Source organism: Congregibacter sp., from assembly GCF_965662665.1.
Classification (GTDB): domain Bacteria; phylum Pseudomonadota; class Gammaproteobacteria; order Pseudomonadales; family Halieaceae; genus Congregibacter.
The window spans coordinates 24,870-39,384 of record NZ_CBFIIF010000008.1; the positions used below are offsets into that span (position 1 = coordinate 24,870).

17 protein-coding genes are annotated in these 14,515 nt (G+C 56.3%); 6 read left to right on the forward strand and 11 right to left on the reverse strand.

Annotated elements, in window-relative coordinates; all coding sequences use genetic code 11:
* Positions 1-33: 33 nt before the first annotated feature.
* The 5 genes from ACTG39_RS05155 to ftsY all read right to left on the reverse strand — a co-directional run bounded on the left by ACTG39_RS05155 (position 34) and on the right by ftsY (position 4,188).
* The gene (locus tag ACTG39_RS05155; RefSeq protein WP_439106470.1) at positions 34-414 is read right to left on the reverse strand and encodes a DUF423 domain-containing protein; all 381 of its coding nucleotides are present in this window, start codon (positions 412-414) and stop codon (positions 34-36) included.
* Positions 415-457: 43 nt separating this feature from the next.
* On the reverse strand, positions 458-1,324 hold the full coding sequence (rpoH, locus tag ACTG39_RS05160; protein WP_439106539.1) for an RNA polymerase sigma factor RpoH: 867 nt from the start codon (positions 1,322-1,324) through the stop codon (positions 458-460).
* A 177-nt stretch (positions 1,325-1,501) separates the two neighbouring features.
* A complete protein-coding gene (gene ftsX / locus ACTG39_RS05165; protein WP_439106471.1) occupies positions 1,502-2,479 on the reverse strand; it encodes a permease-like cell division protein FtsX in 978 nt (325 codons plus the stop codon).
* Positions 2,469-3,146 carry a cell division ATP-binding protein FtsE gene (gene ftsE / locus ACTG39_RS05170; protein WP_439106472.1) on the reverse strand — a complete coding sequence of 226 codons (678 nt, stop codon included), beginning with the start codon at positions 3,144-3,146 and terminating at the stop codon, positions 2,469-2,471. Before ftsE ends, ftsX begins: the two co-directional genes overlap by 11 nt.
* A gap of 7 nt (positions 3,147-3,153) precedes the next feature.
* Entirely contained in the window at positions 3,154-4,188 is a 1,035-nt protein-coding gene (ftsY, locus tag ACTG39_RS05175) for a signal recognition particle-docking protein FtsY (protein WP_439106473.1), read from the reverse strand.
* A gap of 86 nt (positions 4,189-4,274) precedes the next feature.
* Here ftsY and rsmD point away from each other — a divergent pair, with 86 nt between their 5' ends.
* Positions 4,275-4,850 carry a 16S rRNA (guanine(966)-N(2))-methyltransferase RsmD gene (gene rsmD, locus ACTG39_RS05180; RefSeq protein WP_439106474.1) on the forward strand — a complete coding sequence of 192 codons (576 nt, stop codon included), beginning with the start codon at positions 4,275-4,277 and terminating at the stop codon, positions 4,848-4,850.
* A gap of 58 nt (positions 4,851-4,908) precedes the next feature.
* The gene (coaD, locus tag ACTG39_RS05185) at positions 4,909-5,400 is read left to right on the forward strand and encodes a pantetheine-phosphate adenylyltransferase (protein WP_439106475.1); all 492 of its coding nucleotides are present in this window, start codon (positions 4,909-4,911) and stop codon (positions 5,398-5,400) included.
* 48 nt (positions 5,401-5,448) lie between these two features.
* Here the strand turns inward: coaD and ACTG39_RS05190 are convergent, their stop codons facing one another.
* From ACTG39_RS05190 to radC, 5 genes are all read right to left on the reverse strand, one after another.
* A complete protein-coding gene (locus ACTG39_RS05190; protein WP_439106476.1) occupies positions 5,449-5,829 on the reverse strand; it encodes a hypothetical protein in 381 nt (126 codons plus the stop codon).
* Between the two features lie 52 nt (positions 5,830-5,881).
* Positions 5,882-6,694 carry a bifunctional DNA-formamidopyrimidine glycosylase/DNA-(apurinic or apyrimidinic site) lyase gene (mutM, locus tag ACTG39_RS05195; protein WP_439106477.1) on the reverse strand — a complete coding sequence of 271 codons (813 nt, stop codon included), beginning with the start codon at positions 6,692-6,694 and terminating at the stop codon, positions 5,882-5,884.
* Positions 6,695-6,841: 147 nt separating this feature from the next.
* The gene (rpmG, locus tag ACTG39_RS05200; RefSeq protein WP_439106478.1) at positions 6,842-6,997 is read right to left on the reverse strand and encodes a 50S ribosomal protein L33; all 156 of its coding nucleotides are present in this window, start codon (positions 6,995-6,997) and stop codon (positions 6,842-6,844) included.
* Positions 6,998-7,041: 44 nt separating this feature from the next.
* Positions 7,042-7,278, reverse strand: coding sequence for a 50S ribosomal protein L28 (gene rpmB, locus ACTG39_RS05205; protein WP_405273720.1), 237 nt, complete (start codon positions 7,276-7,278; stop codon positions 7,042-7,044).
* Positions 7,279-7,463: 185 nt separating this feature from the next.
* Positions 7,464-8,138, reverse strand: coding sequence for a RadC family protein (radC, locus tag ACTG39_RS05210; protein WP_439106479.1), 675 nt, complete (start codon positions 8,136-8,138; stop codon positions 7,464-7,466).
* Positions 8,139-8,242: 104 nt separating this feature from the next.
* On the opposite strand from radC, the gene coaBC reads away from it, so the two are divergent.
* The 4 genes from coaBC (at position 8,243) to slmA (ending at position 13,834) form a co-directional block, all read left to right on the forward strand.
* Complete coding sequence (gene coaBC, locus ACTG39_RS05215) at positions 8,243-9,469, forward strand: bifunctional phosphopantothenoylcysteine decarboxylase/phosphopantothenate--cysteine ligase CoaBC (RefSeq protein WP_439106480.1); 1,227 nt, start codon at positions 8,243-8,245, stop codon at positions 9,467-9,469.
* Between the two features lie 101 nt (positions 9,470-9,570).
* Positions 9,571-12,084 carry a phosphomannomutase/phosphoglucomutase gene (locus ACTG39_RS05220; RefSeq protein ID WP_439106481.1) on the forward strand — a complete coding sequence of 838 codons (2,514 nt, stop codon included), beginning with the start codon at positions 9,571-9,573 and terminating at the stop codon, positions 12,082-12,084.
* Between the two features lie 34 nt (positions 12,085-12,118).
* On the forward strand, positions 12,119-13,024 hold the full coding sequence (gene argB, locus ACTG39_RS05225; RefSeq protein WP_439106482.1) for an acetylglutamate kinase: 906 nt from the start codon (positions 12,119-12,121) through the stop codon (positions 13,022-13,024).
* A 90-nt stretch (positions 13,025-13,114) separates the two neighbouring features.
* A complete protein-coding gene (slmA, locus tag ACTG39_RS05230; RefSeq protein ID WP_439106483.1) occupies positions 13,115-13,834 on the forward strand; it encodes a nucleoid occlusion factor SlmA in 720 nt (239 codons plus the stop codon).
* On the opposite strand, the gene ACTG39_RS05235 is transcribed toward slmA, so the two are convergent.
* A complete protein-coding gene (locus tag ACTG39_RS05235; protein WP_439106484.1) occupies positions 13,831-14,442 on the reverse strand; it encodes a hypothetical protein in 612 nt (203 codons plus the stop codon). The genes slmA and ACTG39_RS05235 overlap by 4 nt on opposite strands.
* Between the last annotated feature and the right edge of the window lie 73 nt (positions 14,443-14,515).

Below are 14,515 nucleotides of genomic sequence, written 5' to 3' on the forward strand. Positions count from 1 at the left end.
CGCTCAGGATTCGGCGAGCTATCCGTCACAGAGTCACTGGCCCAGCAACTGCCAACCCGCGGCGGCCAGACAGGACCAGCCGGCAATAAAGGCAAGGCCGCCCAGCGGCGTTATCGCTCCCAACCAGCGCAGCCCCGTAAAGCTCAAAATATAAAGGCTTCCGGAGAACAGCAAAATACCAAGAACGAACAGGAAAACGCTGGACTTAAGGAGTATAGAAGCCGGGAATTGCGCGAGCATCAATCCTGCGATGAGCAGAGCTAAGCTGTGATAGAACTGGTATTGAACGGCGGTTTCAAAAACACCGAGAGAATAGGCATCGAAACGGTCGCGAAGGGCATGAGCACCAAACGCGCCAAAGGCAACGCTTAACAAGCCTCCAAGGGCCCCTAAGAAGAATCCAAGCTGTGCCATTTCAAACCCGGGCGCCAAAGCGCCTCTGCGTCTTAAGGGGCTATCAGGCGACCAGGACCTGACGAATTTTCTTCATCGCGGCCTGTTCGAGCTGCCGAATACGCTCAGCCGACACATCGTACTCTGCTGCGAGTTCATGCAGCGTCGCCTTGTCGTCAGTGAGCCAACGCTGGGCGAGGATATTCCGACTGCGTTCATCGAGCTCGGCAATCGCTGCATGAAGCTGCGCCTGACTGCCGGCCTGCCACTCACTGTTTTCGACATCGATAGCCGGATCTGCGGACTGATCTTCGAGATAGTACTGCGGTGCCTGCCAGCCCTCTTCGTCGTCAGCGCCTACGGGAGCGTCAAAGGCCACATCATGACTGCTCAGTCGTCCCTCCATACGGTGGACCTCCTGAACATCGACACCTAAATCGTTCGCTACGGCTTCAGCCTCGTCAGCACTTAGCCAAGACAAGGTCTTCTTCTGACCGCGAAGATTAAAGAATAGCTTGCGCTGCGCCTTGGTTGTTGCAATTTTCACGATGCGCCAGTTGCGCAAAATGTACTCGTGTATCTCGGCCTTAATCCAGTGCACCGCAAAGGACACCAAACGAACGCCTTTGGTCGGATCAAAGCGCTTCACCGCTTTCATCAAACCGACGTTGCCCTCTTGAATCAGATCCGCTTCTGCGAGCCCGTAACCCCGGTAACTGCGCGCAATGTGCGCCACAAAACGCAGGTGCGACATCACCAGCTCGCGGGCGGCCTGTACGTCACCGTCGTAAAATAGCTTCTCTGCCAGCTCATGCTCACGCTCGGCACTGAGAACCGGAACCCGGGCCACTGCCTGCACGTAGGCGGCCAGGTTTGCACCGGGCACCATCTGGTCAACAGCCAACATTTGCGTGCCGGGTACCGACGCCATGGCAACGTCGTCATCGCTTGTCATTGCTGTCGTTGAAGATATCGTCATTAGTTCTGTCACGGTCTGCTCCATAACGGGGAACGGATTCTAGCACTCTCAGTATTAGAGTGCTAAATCCAGGAAAGTTCCCTTAAATCCGTTATCTATACGATTTTGTTATAACGCTGGATCAGCTAATCACCGTGGTTCTATGGCCTTAAGGTGCCGCGCCACCGCCAGCCAGGCACCGGCGAGCCCCAATATCGCGCCCAACAGTACCAGTTGCAGGCTATTCACGAGTCCCAGGCCCTGCAGCACGAAGCTGCTTTGATAGGCCGCGGACAGGGCATTCACCGGCGATGCGAGCAGGAATGTCCCCAAGGCGACCAAAATGGCTGCCACGGCGCCGCCTCCCAGACCAAACCACAGCCCGGCGTACAGCAGAGGCCGGCGTACGAAGGCGTCACTACCACCCACCAACTTTACGATGACGATCTCATCCCTGCGGCTCTCAATGGCCAGTCGGATGGTATTACCCAAGACCAAAACCACTGCAACAAGAAGAAGCGCTGCCAACAGCTGCACCGCCCTGCGCCCCAGGGTCATCAGCGATTGAAGCCGTTGTAGCCACAAGGTATCCAGTAGTGCTTCCTGAACCGCCGGGAGAGATTCCAACTCCTCACGCAGAAGACCCAGCGCCTCGGGCGATGCCGCTACCGGCACCACCAACAGGAGATGGGGTAAAGGGTTATCCGCAAGCCCCTGGGCGAGTTCTCCCATACCCGACCGCTCGACAAACTCTGCGAGCGCCCGGTCTCGGTCGAGGAACTCTGTACTTTGAACATCATCGCGCTGCGCGAGGCTTAGGGCCAGGCTGCGTGCATCATCGGCCTGCGCATCAGCCTGCAGAAACAGCGAGAGCTGCGCGGGACGATCCAGCTGGTCACCCAGTTGAGACACATTGTCCAACACCACCCAAAGGCCACTGGGCAGCGCAATCGCAATGCCGATAACCAACCAGGTCATGCAACTGGATACCGGCTGTTGGAGTACTTTTGCCAGGCTGTCGGCGGCAGACTGACTGTGATGCCGACGCCAACCACGCCAACGCTCCGTCCAGCGGATTTTGCGAGGCCGCGCGTTACCCGCTGCAGACCTTGCCGCGTTACGGGACATCAATAGACACCCCGGGAGACGTCAGTCGCCCGTCCTTTAAGGTAAGAATGCGATGTCGCAAACGCGAGATGAGCGCCAGATCATGGCTCGCAATCAATACCGTGACGCCCACTCTACTGAAGTCCACAAACAACTGCATAATCTCCGCAGACAGCTCTGGGTCCAGGTTTCCCGTCGGTTCATCCGCTAAAAGTATAGAGGGACGACCGACCACGGCGCGCGCAATTCCTACACGCTGCTGTTCCCCCCCGGAAAGACTCAGAGGCATAGATTGCACGCGATCGAGTAAACCCACCTTATCCAGAGCTGCGTTGACCCGACGATCGATGTCGCGGTACTCAAAACCGGCGATCTGCAGTGGCAGTGCCACATTGTCGAACACCGGCCGATCCATGAGCAGCTTGTGGTTTTGAAAAACGACGCCGATGGACTGTCGGTGCCGGGGAATGCTGCGGCGACTGAATTTACTCAGGTCTGCACCACCAACGACCACGCGACCCCGACTTGGCCTCTCCATGAGCATAATCAGTCGTAAGAGCGTGCTTTTGCCCGCGCCGGAATGCCCGGTGAGGAATACCAGCTCTTCCGGGTCTATGGAAAAGCTGACTTCGCGCAGCGCATCATGGCTGTTGTCGTAGCGTTTACTAACGCGCTCGAAACTGATCATGGCTCACTCAATCGCGGTCAAACAACGCCTGAATAAACTCTTCGGCAACAAAAGGCCGAAGGTCCAGAGCAGACTCCCCAACACCAATGAATCGAATCGGCAGACCCAGCCGCCGTGCAATGGCAAAGATAACCCCACCCTTTGCCGTGCCATCAAGCTTGGTCAGTGTCAGCCCTGTCACGCCCACCGCCTCTCGAAACTGTGCAGCTTGCGTCAGCGCATTCTGTCCCGTCCCCGCGTCCAGAACGAGCATGACCTCGTGAGGTGCCTGCGGATTGAGCTTGCCCATCACCCGCACCACTTTACTGAGCTCATCCATAAGGTGGCTCTTATTGGATAAGCGGCCCGCCGTATCCGCGATAAGCACATCGACACCCCGCGCGGTGGCTGCCTGCAGCGCGTCGTAAATCACCGAGGCGCTATCCGCACCGGTATGCTGGGCAATCACCGGCACATCGTGGCGTTCACCCCAGTGCTGCAACTGCTCTACTGCCGCAGCGCGAAAAGTGTCTCCAGCGGCGAGCATCACCGAGCGGCCCTCTTCCTGAAAACGTCGCGCCAACTTGCCGATGGTGGTGGTTTTCCCCACGCCGTTAACACCTACCATCAGGATGACAAAAGGCGTCCCGACGCTGACATCCAGACTCTTTTCGCAAGGCTGCAAGATGCTTTGTAATTCATCGCGAAGACCCTGCATGAGCGCCTCAGGATCAGAAAGCTCCTTTCGCGATACCCGTTCCGTAAGATGAGTAATGATCTCGGTGGTTGCCTCGATGCCCACATCCGCCATGAGAAGCTGCGACTCCAGCTCCTCCAGCAAGTCCGCATCAATAGTCTTGCGGCCCAAAAAGAGGTTGCCAAAGCCAGCGGCTAGGCTATCGCTGGTGCGCCCCAGGCCGCGCTTCAGGCGCCCAAAAAAGCCTGGCGCCGTCGCGCTTTCATCGTCCTGAGCAGGCGCTTCCGCATCAACCGTAGGCTCCGGGGGTATCGGCGACGAGGCCTCGACTTCGGCCACTTCGGGCTTGGATTTAAAAAACTTCATGACTAAAACGTTCGACTCAGGCGTGTGTTGTCTTCAGGTGTCTATCGTATCATCGCGGGGATTGGCGCTGCGATGGGAGTCGCTTCTTGGGAGCAACAAAAGGCACAGGTAAGCTTCGGATTATCGCTGGCGAATGGCGCGGCAGAAAACTGCCGGTGGCGGACATTCCCGGCCTTCGTCCCTCCACGGACCGAATTCGGGAGACGGTGTTTAACTGGCTTGCTCCGGAGATAGCGGGAGCTCGTTGTCTGGATCTGTTTGCCGGCACCGGTGCTCTGGGTCTCGAAGCGCTGTCGCGGGGCGCCATGGATTGCCAGTTCGTTGAGTGTCACCCACAGGCGGCCACCTTGCTTAAACAGGCGCTACTCACCTTGAATGCGACGCCCCGGGGTAAAGTGCATCATCAGGACGCCACGCAGTATCTAGGTAACAGCGAGGCATCGGGCTTTGATCTTCTGTTCCTGGATCCACCTTTTGCCAGCGACCTGCTGGACCAGGTGTTAGCGCAACTGTGTGACTACCCCTATCTAAACCCAAAGGCGCTTGTTTATGTGGAGTACGCGCCATCGCAGAGTCCGCAGTTTCCGCGTAACTGGGAGCAGTACCGAAGTAAAAGCAGCGGTGGCGTAGTCTACGAGCTTTATCGGCTCCCGGGGCGGTGATTGAGAGCTCGAGAGCGATTGTTTAGTATCCCCTATCTTCTGGACCCGGGAACACGCTGTGGACAACCGAACTGTTATTTATCCCGGGACCTTCGATCCCATCACCAATGGTCACATTGATTTAGTCGAACGCGCTTCGAAGTTGTTTGACCGGGTCGTGGTCGCCATCGCTTTTAGCGAGAAAAAAACGCCGCTCTTTAGTCTGGAAGAACGCGTCGCACTCTGCTCGGAAAGCCTGTCGGCGTTCAAAAACGTCGAGGTGAAGGGGTTTAGCAATCTACTCACGGACTTTGCGATCAGCGAAAATGCCCGCTGTGTGTTGCGTGGACTTCGCGCAGTGGCGGATTTTGAATACGAGTTTCAGCTCGCGAATATGAACCGTGCGCTGTATCCGGAGTTTGAAAGTATTTTTCTTACACCCAGCGAGCACTTGTCGTATATATCGTCGTCACTGGTTCGGGAAATCGCCAGCTTACAGGGCGATATCACACCGTTTGTGCCCACCAACGTCAGCGCCGCCTTAGCGCTAAAGTTTCCGCAAAACACCTAGGCATCCAGCATTCGGGCGACCCCTGGGGCCGCACGGCGTGCTCGAACGCTACTGCTCTTGAGCGGCGGCTTCCTCGGCGTTCTCTTCTTTGCGCTGTCGGCGACGCTCGACGTCCTTATAGCTATATCCAGATACCCGGCAGCCAAGACAGCGCACAAAGGTTTCTTTCGCCGGACCTAACACCAGACTCTCTGCCGACTCGGATACGGAGCCCGCAAGCGCGGTAAACGGCAGCGAGACAATAAAAGCCGCACCACCCACCGCTGTCATAACCAGACCGATTGGCCGCGCGACCACAAGATCGCCGGCCATGGCGAAACCATTGGGTTTTTCATCGATAGAGCTTTGCGCAAATCCTGAGGGCGCCAACATTAAGGCGACGAGGAGCAAAGCGATTTGACGTTTTACTTGCGATACCTGAGCTAACACGTTGTTTCCTCCGCAATAGGGGCTCACTAAGCCCGGGTCAAGTGTACCCAGATCAACGCTGGCAGGCTATGCAATAAACACTGGCTCGTTGCCCGATGACTTTGTCCCGTAGCTGCGTCCCACAGCCCTTGCAGGGCTCGCCCGAGCGGCCATAAACGTACAGCTGCTGCGCGAAGTAACCCGGCTTGCCATCACCCCCTACAAAGTCTCTTAGGGTAGTTCCACCCTGCGCTATGGCGTTAGTAAGTACTTGCTTTATATGCGCTGACAAGAGCTCATAGCGAGCCTCTGAGACGCGCTTTGCGGCTCGGTCCGGGCGTATTCCTGCGAGGTATAGAGCTTCACTGGCGTAAATATTACCGACACCAACAACCGTAGCTCCGTCCATGATGAACGGTTTTATGGCGACTTTTCGTCCACGGGAAAGCTCGAAGAGACGTTTGCCATCGAAGTCCTCGGATAAAGGCTCAGGACCCAGTTTGTCCAGAGGTGTGAGCTCAGCACCGGCTTCAAACCACTGAAAACTGCCAAAGCGTCTGGGATCGTTGTAGCGCAGCACTGCGCCGTTATTGAGCTCAATATCAATATGATCGTGTTTTGCGGGCGTCTGAGGAGAGAGGAGGACCCGCAGCGACCCTGACATACCTAAATGCACTAGCAAGGTTCCGCGATCCATGCGAAACAGCAGGTACTTTGCCCGACGCTCCAGTGTCCGGATGCGTTGTCCCTGCAGAATCTCCGGCAGTGCCGTAGGTACCGGCCAGCGCAAGCGCGTATCCCGAAGCACCACGGAGTGCACCCGCTGTCCTTCGCTGTAAGCACATAAACCGCGGCGAGTCGTTTCGACCTCAGGTAGTTCAGGCATTAATTCAGGGCTCCCTAATCAGACCCTTGGGCATTCATTCGACGGCTTCCATTGTGGCCATAAGAGGAGCAGACACAAAAAACCCCGGCAGTTGCCAGGGTTCTTAAAAGCCGTGCCCGGATAACGGCACAGAGCGCAGGCAAAGCCTTACTTGATTTTGGCTTCTTTATACATCACGTGCTTGCGTGCAACGGGATCGTATTTTTTCATTTCCAGCTTATCGGGGGTGGTGCGCTTGTTCTTGTCCGTGGTATAGAAATGCCCGGTACCCGCGCTGGAGTTCATGCGAACTTTTTCTCTCATGATGCTGCCTCTCTAGATCTTTTACAGTGAGTCGCGTTACGTACTCAGACTTTTTCGCCACGTGCGCGGATTTCACCCAGCACAGTGTCGATACCTTTTTTGTCAATAATGCGCATGCCTTTGCTTGAGACGCGCAGACGCACGAAGCGCTTCTCCGACTCAACCCAGAAGCGGTGCTGGTGCAGATTAGGCAGGAACCGGCGACGGGTACGGTTCTTTGCGTGAGATACGTTATTACCGGTGACCGGACGCTTACCGGTGACCTGACAGACTCTGGCCATGATTTCCTCGCTGGACCCGAGCTGCAAAGCGCCATCTATGGCTACTCACTCAGGCAAAAGCACTAAATTTCAATAAGTTACGCGGTTTGGAGGTGGCTCCCCACTTCGCGGAGCGCGACTTTATACCAGAAGCACCTCCATCGGGCAAGCAACGACGACGCAAAAAACACCCGTCCCGGCTGAGATTAAAGCAAGCCGGATTCCGCAAAAGAGTAGCAATCACCTCTTCCAACGATCACATGATCAAGGACCCGCACGTCCACCAGTGCCAGAGCGTCACGCAGACGCTGGGTAATACGACGGTCAGCGCTTGATGGCTGGGAAAGGCCCGACGGATGGTTGTGGGCAAGAATAACGGCCGCTGCACGATACTGGAGTGCGCGAACGACGACTTCTCGTGGATACACCGCAGCGCCATCCAGCGTACCCAAAAACACATCCTCACAACAAAGGAGCCGATGCTGGGAATCGAGAAACAAACAGCAGAAAACCTCCCTTGCGCGCGTGCCCAGATGATATTGCAGAAACTTGCGCGTCCTTTCGGGACTGGTCATTACGTCCCGCTGTGTAAGGGGCTGTAAAGCGCAACGGCGAGCCACTTCCAGTGCTGCCAGCAAGCGTGACACGGTGGCGGGGCCGAGCCCCGGTTCTGCCAGCAGGACCTGTCGTTCTGCGCTTAGCAGCCCGGCAAGCCCATCTGAGCGGCTAAGCAAGGTGGCCGCATACCCTGTCATGCAGCCAAGCGTGCTATTGCGGCGCAGTAGCACCGTGAGTAGCTCCGCATCCGACAGCGAAGCGGGGCCCCGATCCAACAGTTTGCTACGCGCCGAATCCCCGCGCGATGATCCACAACATGACATGACCCACCCCTCCCTGGGTGTACAGTTTCTGCCTCGGCTCGTGTCTTCCGGGGGCGCAAATGGTATCGTCTGGCTCGCCTTATTTTCCCAAGGTACCCAAGCTAATGGGACATCTAAACAATCGTCGGGTGCTTTTGGCGGTTTGCGGCGGAATCGCCGCTTACAAGTCAGCAGAACTCGTGCGCAAGCTTCAGGATTGTGGCGCCGAAGTCCGCGTCATCATGACCCGTGGTGCGCAGGAGTTCATCACACCGCTAACACTGCAGGCTCTCTCGGGCCACACCGTGCACCACAGCCTTCTCGATGAAGAGGCTGAACGGGGCATGGGGCACATCGAGCTCGCACGCTGGGCGGACCTGATGCTCATCGCACCCGCCACCGCGGACTGCATTGCACGGCTGACGGCAGGTCGAGCAGACGATCTGTTGACTACCGTCGCACTGGCGACCGCAGCACCGATGCTATTGGCGCCGGCGATGAACCAGCAGATGTGGAAAGACCCTGCGACACAAAACAATCTGGCGGTCCTCGCGGAACGAGGAATGCACTTTGCGGGCCCGGACAGTGGTGAGCAGGCCTGTGGTGATATCGGACCAGGACGCATGCTGGACCCGATATTGATCACTGAGCATGCAGCCTCGCTGCTTGAAAGCGGCGTTTTAGCGGGGCAAGTGGTAGTCATAACCGCGGGGCCCACCCAGGAAGCTCTGGACCCCGTGCGATACATCTCCAATCACTCCTCGGGCAAGATGGGCTATGCCCTGGCTCGCGCTGCGATAGACGCAGGCGCGACCGTTCATCTAGTGTCGGGTCCCGTCGCCCTGTCGGTGCCGGATCACGTCACTCGACACTCGGTGACAAGCGCACAGGAGATGCTCGAAAGTTGCATGGGATTGCTCAACAACTGCGATATTTTTATCGGCTGTGCCGCAGTCGCGGACTATCGGCCGGTATCCATGGCCGAACAAAAAATCAAGAAGTCTGAAGAAGAAATGAGTCTGCAGCTTGTCAGGAACCCCGATATTCTCGCCGAGATTTCAAAACAATCTCCCGCACCTTTTTGCGTAGGCTTTGCCGCCGAGACAGAAGCGCTGCGCAAACACGCTCTGGGCAAACTAGAAGCTAAAGACCTGAACATGATCGTGGCGAACGATGTTAGCGATAAAAGCATCGGTTTCAACAGCGAAAATAATGCGGCTTTGATCCTTTGGCGGGATGCCAGGAGCATAGAGGGTGGAATAGGGGAGCTCGATGTGGAGCAATGCTCCAAGGATGCTCTTGCACGTATCGTGGTCGACCTGATCGCTACGCAATCGCAGAGCGGGGTCTGAACCCTTTGCCTTAGTCTGATTCCAGTTCAGCGCTGGAGAGTCTATGATGGCCTCAAACGATAAACGCACCCTGCTTGGCAGACATTAGAGACTGCTAAATTATGCTTAAACTCCCGGAGAAGAAAAAAACCCACTCCGGCAAAGCCTCGACCGACGAGCAGCGAAACGCTCACGGCGTTTCTGCCCGTGGAGATGCGCTGCGTACGGCCCTGATCCTGGGTTTTGCTGTGGTGTTAGCGCCACTCCTCCTCGTCACGGCCTACCTGGCGCTTCTCCAAGCTCCCGCTCAAAAAGCCTCTCTGGTTAGACAGGTCTCCGACAGTTATGCCGCGCAACAGGCCCGTTACTTTAGCGATACCATCGCCGCAATGCGCACCAGGGTCCAATCCGCCGTGGGCTCACCCTTGGCTTTGCAGGCAATTGCCGAGCAAAACTCCGCGGACATTCGCCTGGTTGAGCAGGCAATGCTGGATTTCTTCCCTGAGGCGGTAAGTCTCCGTTTACTACCGCTCAGTGACATGGGAACCGCGGATCTGTCCGGCGGTTTTGAGGGATTGCGCAACCATATCGAAGTTGATCTGGTGAGACGCGTCAGCAACGGCGAGCCTGCAGAGCCCGAAGCCTATCAATTTGAGGGTCAATGGCTTGCCTCCCTTGCAGAAGTCACCACTCATCCTCGCATGCCTTCCCGACGTGCGGTGATATTGCTCACCATCGATGCAAGCACGCTGGAATCCATGCTTAGCTACCCCACAGGCATGGTGGGCGAATTTGTCCTCGAACAGCATGTTTATAGTGAAGGCGTTGATCGGAATGTTCGCGTCGCCAATTTAGGCGCCGGTGCGCCCATAGAAGCTAGCGGAGCCGACATTGACGCAAGTCCCTGGCGCATTCTGTTTATCCCGTCCGTCGCGCTCGTCGATGAAGTCAGCGGTCACGTCAGCCCCCCTTACGCCGTCCTTGGATTGCTTTTTTTAAGTTGTCTTACAGGATTTTTCTTCGCCGCTCAGCGGAGCAGTAATGCATTAGGGCAGGAGCTGGAACGCATCGTAGATGGTGCCGAACATCGCACCCCCTTAACAGTACGCATTCCTCAGCTGGTACCTCTGGCCAAGAACCTCCGAAAACTGACCCTTCGCCGCGCTCGCCCGGGCAGCACCGGGACTATTGTGCCGACGCCCGAAACCAACACCGCGAGCTCCAGCAATACCGCCATGACGTCGGTAGACGGTCCCGCGACGCAGGGCCTGCCGGCGAATATATTTCGCGCCTACGACATTCGTGGCATTGCGGATAGCGAACTCGACGACGAAACCGTGTATCGCATTGGCAGCGCCATTGCCACGATCGCCGGCGAATTGGGTGAGCAAATTCTGTGCATCGGCTACGACGGGAGAGCCAGTAGTGGCCGTATAAAAAGTGTGCTCAAAAGAGCTATTCTGCAGGCGGGTCGAGATATCATCGACATCGGTCTGGTCCCCACGCCCTTGCTGTACTTTGCGACATCACTGCTGGAGGCAAAGTCCGGGGTCATGATTACCGGCAGTCACAACCCCGCCGAATACAATGGCATGAAGATCGTACTGAAAGGGCAAACCATCGCCGAAGGTACCATCGAGAAAGTCCGAAACATCGCGCAGACCGGCCGCTTCAGCAAAGGTACGGGCCACGTGATTCAGCGCGACGTAGTCAGTGACTACCTGGATGAAGTCGTCAGTGACATCGCTATCGCCGTGCCTCTCAAAATTGTCGTTGACGCAGGCAATGGTGCCACTGGGAATATTGCACCAATGCTCCTGGAAGAACTTGGCTGCGAGGTCATTCCACTCTTTTGTGAGGTGGATGGCCGTTTCCCCAATCGCTCGCCGGACACCAGCAACGAAGATAATCTTGCCGCCCTGGTGCGGGAGGTCATCTCCAACGAAGCCGACTTTGGCGTTGCCTACGATGGCGATGGGGATCGCCTGGTCGTCGTCACCGGAAAGGGCCACATCGTCCGCAGCGATACGCTCATGATGATATTTGCTCGAGACGTCGTGAGTCGTAATCCGGGCGCAGATGTCGTCTATGACGTTAAGTGCAGCCGTAATCTTGCGCAGCTCATCACCGGGCTTGGGGGCCGTCCGGTGCTTTGGAAGACCGGGCATGCGTTGATGAAAGAGAAAATGCTGGAAACCGGCGCCTTACTCGGCGGAGAATTTTCCGGACATATTTTCTTCGGAGAACGCTGGTACGGTTTTGACGATGGCATGTATGCAACCGGCCGCCTCGCGGAGATACTCTCTTCTCAGGATCAGAATATCGACGACTTTATTGCCGACTTACCCATCGCAGTAAGCACTCCGGAACTTCTTATCCCAATACCCGATGATGAAAAATTTGCCTTGATGCAAAAGTTTGTGGATTCCGCCCGCTTCGCCGATGGAAAACCCAATGACCTGGATGGTCTTCGCGTAGACTTTCAGGATGGCTGGGGCCTTCTTCGCGCTTCCAATACGGGCCCCGCACTCACCGCCCGCTTTGAAGCAAGAGACGAAGCGGGCCTGGAAAAAATTCAGGCGCTTTTCAGAGAACAAATTGCCGCGGTGGCACCGGATCTGACACTGCCTTTTTAGGGCTTTGGCTCAATACCCAGCTTAAGGAACACACATGTCGCTTACACCGGACTCCGCAATGAACGCGGCGCGCGTTCTCACCGAAGCTCTGCCCTACATCCAGCGCTTTACGGGCCGTACTATCGTTGTGAAGTTTGGTGGTAATGCCATGGTGGATCCCAAGCTTCACGAGAGCTTCGCCCGCGACATCGTACTCATGAAGCTGGTGGGTATGAACCCGGTGGTTGTCCACGGCGGGGGACCTCAGATTGGCGAGTTGCTCAAAAAGCTCAGTATTGAAAGCGAGTTTGTCGAAGGCATGCGGGTGACCGATTCGCAAACCATGGATGTTGTCGAGATGGTTCTGGGGGGCAGTGTTAACAAAGAGATCGTCTCCTCCATCAGCAGAAATGGCGGTAAGGCTATTGGCGTCTCGGGAAAAGACGGCCGCCTTATTCGAGCACGGCGCATGACAGTCTCGCGCCACTCACCGGCGCTTGATGCCCCGGAGATCATTGATATCGGACAAGTTGGCGAAGTACGACAAATTGATCGCGAAATCCTCGATGTGATTCTTGAGAGTAACTTCATTCCAGTTATCGCGCCGGTGGGCGCAGATGACGAAGGCAACACCTACAACATTAACGCCGACCTCGTCGCCGGAAAAATCGCCCAGGTCATGCAGGCGGAAAAGCTTATGTTGCTAACTAACGTGGAGGGCCTGCTTGATGCATCCGGTTCCGTACTCACCGGTTTATCAACCACCAAAGTGGATGAGCTGATCGCTGACGGCACGGTGCATGGTGGCATGTTGCCAAAAATTGGCTGTGCGCTAGACGCGGTAAAGTCCGGCGTTGCCTCTGCGCACATCGTGGATGGTCGCGTTCCCCACGCGGTGCTGCTGGAAATCTTCACGGACGAGGGTATGGGGACAAAAATCACTCGCCACGGCGAAGATTGAGCGTTTAGTAGCGACCGTTTTCGCCTAGCGTATTGCCCCGATGGAGGGCAGTCGCTAGGATGTTTATTCCAGAACCTTTACGAGCTTCCCATGCCCAGAAATGTCCAGCGCCGTCAGCAGATACTCGAGGCCCTGGCACAAATGTTGGAAGACAACCCCGGCGATCGAATTACCACTGCTCGCCTGGCAGCAAAAGTTGGCGTATCTGAAGCAGCCCTGTACCGCCACTTCCCCAGCAAAGCCAAAATGTTCGAGGAGCTCATCGAGTTTATCGAGGACACGCTGTTTCAGCGCATAAGCTTGATTTTGCAGGAGGAAGACAAGGCAACAATCCGCTGCAACCATATCCTGTACTTGCTTATTACCTTTGCGGAACGGAATCCTGGTATCAGTCGCCTCTTAACCGGCGAAGCACTTACCGGCGAAACCGAACGTCTTCGGCATCGTATCAATCAGGTGCTTGACCGTGTGGAGACCCAAGTACGCCAGGTCCTGCGCGAAGCGGAGTTGCGAGAGAGTTTGCGTCCTGTCCTGGCGTTGCCCGAGGCGGCAAACCTTTTGTTTGCCTGTGCCGAGGGCAGGATTTCACAGTTTGTGCGCAGCGAGTTCAAGCGCAGTCCCAGCGAGGGCTGGGAACAGCAGTACAGCTATCTGATGGATGGTTTTTTTAAACAGGTGCCGGCTGCGGCAACGGCAGGTGAGGCAGAGCCTTCCTCAGCAGCAACACAAGCCGAAGACACAACAGAATCCGAAGAAACAACAGCAGATTCGTCATCCAGTATCGAAAGAACCTTTAGCAGCGGGCTCTAGCTCTCAGCCGACATCATTCTGCGCATCTCGACGATGTCCAAAAGCGTCGTAAAACGCTCCACATCTTTCTGATAATCCGATCCTACAGACGCAATTTCAGCCTGACGATCAACGACCGCACGCTCTGTCGCCGCGATCTCTGATTGCAGGTCGTCGATAGCTGCCAGATGCTCCACATTTACAGCATCTCCCAGACGCTCCTGATCGGCCGCCAGTGCCTGGTAATTCTCAACCTGTTGCTTCAGGGAGCGCAACTTGCCCTTGAGAATGCTGACGCGAATGCGCAGGTCGCGTAGCTCACGATCCCGCGCCGCCTCAATGTCTTCTATGCTGCTATACCGCAGTAACAGTGACTCGTCCCACTTACGCAGGCGCTCTTTCTCTTCGGCGGCCTCCCGCTGGCGACGGGCCTCGCTATCCAGGCCCTCGCGCTCCCCTTCACCCAATGTTCGTGGCACGGAAGCGATCAAGGCACCACTTGGGCTGAGAATATCGTAGCCGTTGGCCACAAACTCCGGGGGCACCTGATACCCCACAACGCGGTGTCCTTCGGCATTGATATAGCGGTACATCTGGCGCGCTTGAGCCATTGCCAACGGTGCTGTCATCGCGATGCCAAGCGACAGCGAAACAATGAAGCATGCGCTATAGCTTTTAAAGAACCTCATCGGAGCAATATAT

Excerpts from the sequence above, each read along its gene's own strand:
- ACTG39_RS05155 (WP_439106470.1), bottom strand. The coding sequence starts at position 414 with ATGGCACAGCTTGGATTCTTCTTAGGGGCCCTTGGAGGCTTGTTAAGC.
- rpoH (WP_439106539.1), bottom strand. The coding sequence starts at position 1,324 with ATGGCGTCGGTACCCGGCACGCAAATGTTGGCTGTTGACCAGATGGTG.
- ftsX (WP_439106471.1), bottom strand. The coding sequence starts at position 2,479 with ATGTCCCGTAACGCGGCAAGGTCTGCAGCGGGTAACGCGCGGCCTCGC.
- ftsE (WP_439106472.1), bottom strand. The coding sequence starts at position 3,146 with ATGATCAGTTTCGAGCGCGTTAGTAAACGCTACGACAACAGCCATGAT.
- ftsY (WP_439106473.1), bottom strand. The coding sequence starts at position 4,188 with ATGAAGTTTTTTAAATCCAAGCCCGAAGTGGCCGAAGTCGAGGCCTCG.
- mutM (WP_439106477.1), bottom strand. The coding sequence starts at position 6,694 with ATGCCTGAACTACCTGAGGTCGAAACGACTCGCCGCGGTTTATGTGCT.
- rpmG (WP_439106478.1), bottom strand. The coding sequence starts at position 6,997 with ATGAGAGAAAAAGTTCGCATGAACTCCAGCGCGGGTACCGGGCATTTC.
- rpmB (WP_405273720.1), bottom strand. The coding sequence starts at position 7,278 with ATGGCCAGAGTCTGTCAGGTCACCGGTAAGCGTCCGGTCACCGGTAAT.
- radC (WP_439106479.1), bottom strand. The coding sequence starts at position 8,138 with ATGTCATGTTGTGGATCATCGCGCGGGGATTCGGCGCGTAGCAAACTG.
- coaBC (WP_439106480.1), top strand. The coding sequence starts at position 8,243 with ATGGGACATCTAAACAATCGTCGGGTGCTTTTGGCGGTTTGCGGCGGA.
- ACTG39_RS05220 (WP_439106481.1), top strand. The coding sequence starts at position 9,571 with ATGCTTAAACTCCCGGAGAAGAAAAAAACCCACTCCGGCAAAGCCTCG.
- argB (WP_439106482.1), top strand. The coding sequence starts at position 12,119 with ATGTCGCTTACACCGGACTCCGCAATGAACGCGGCGCGCGTTCTCACC.
- slmA (WP_439106483.1), top strand. The coding sequence starts at position 13,115 with ATGCCCAGAAATGTCCAGCGCCGTCAGCAGATACTCGAGGCCCTGGCA.
- ACTG39_RS05235 (WP_439106484.1), bottom strand. The coding sequence starts at position 14,442 with ATGACAGCACCGTTGGCAATGGCTCAAGCGCGCCAGATGTACCGCTAT.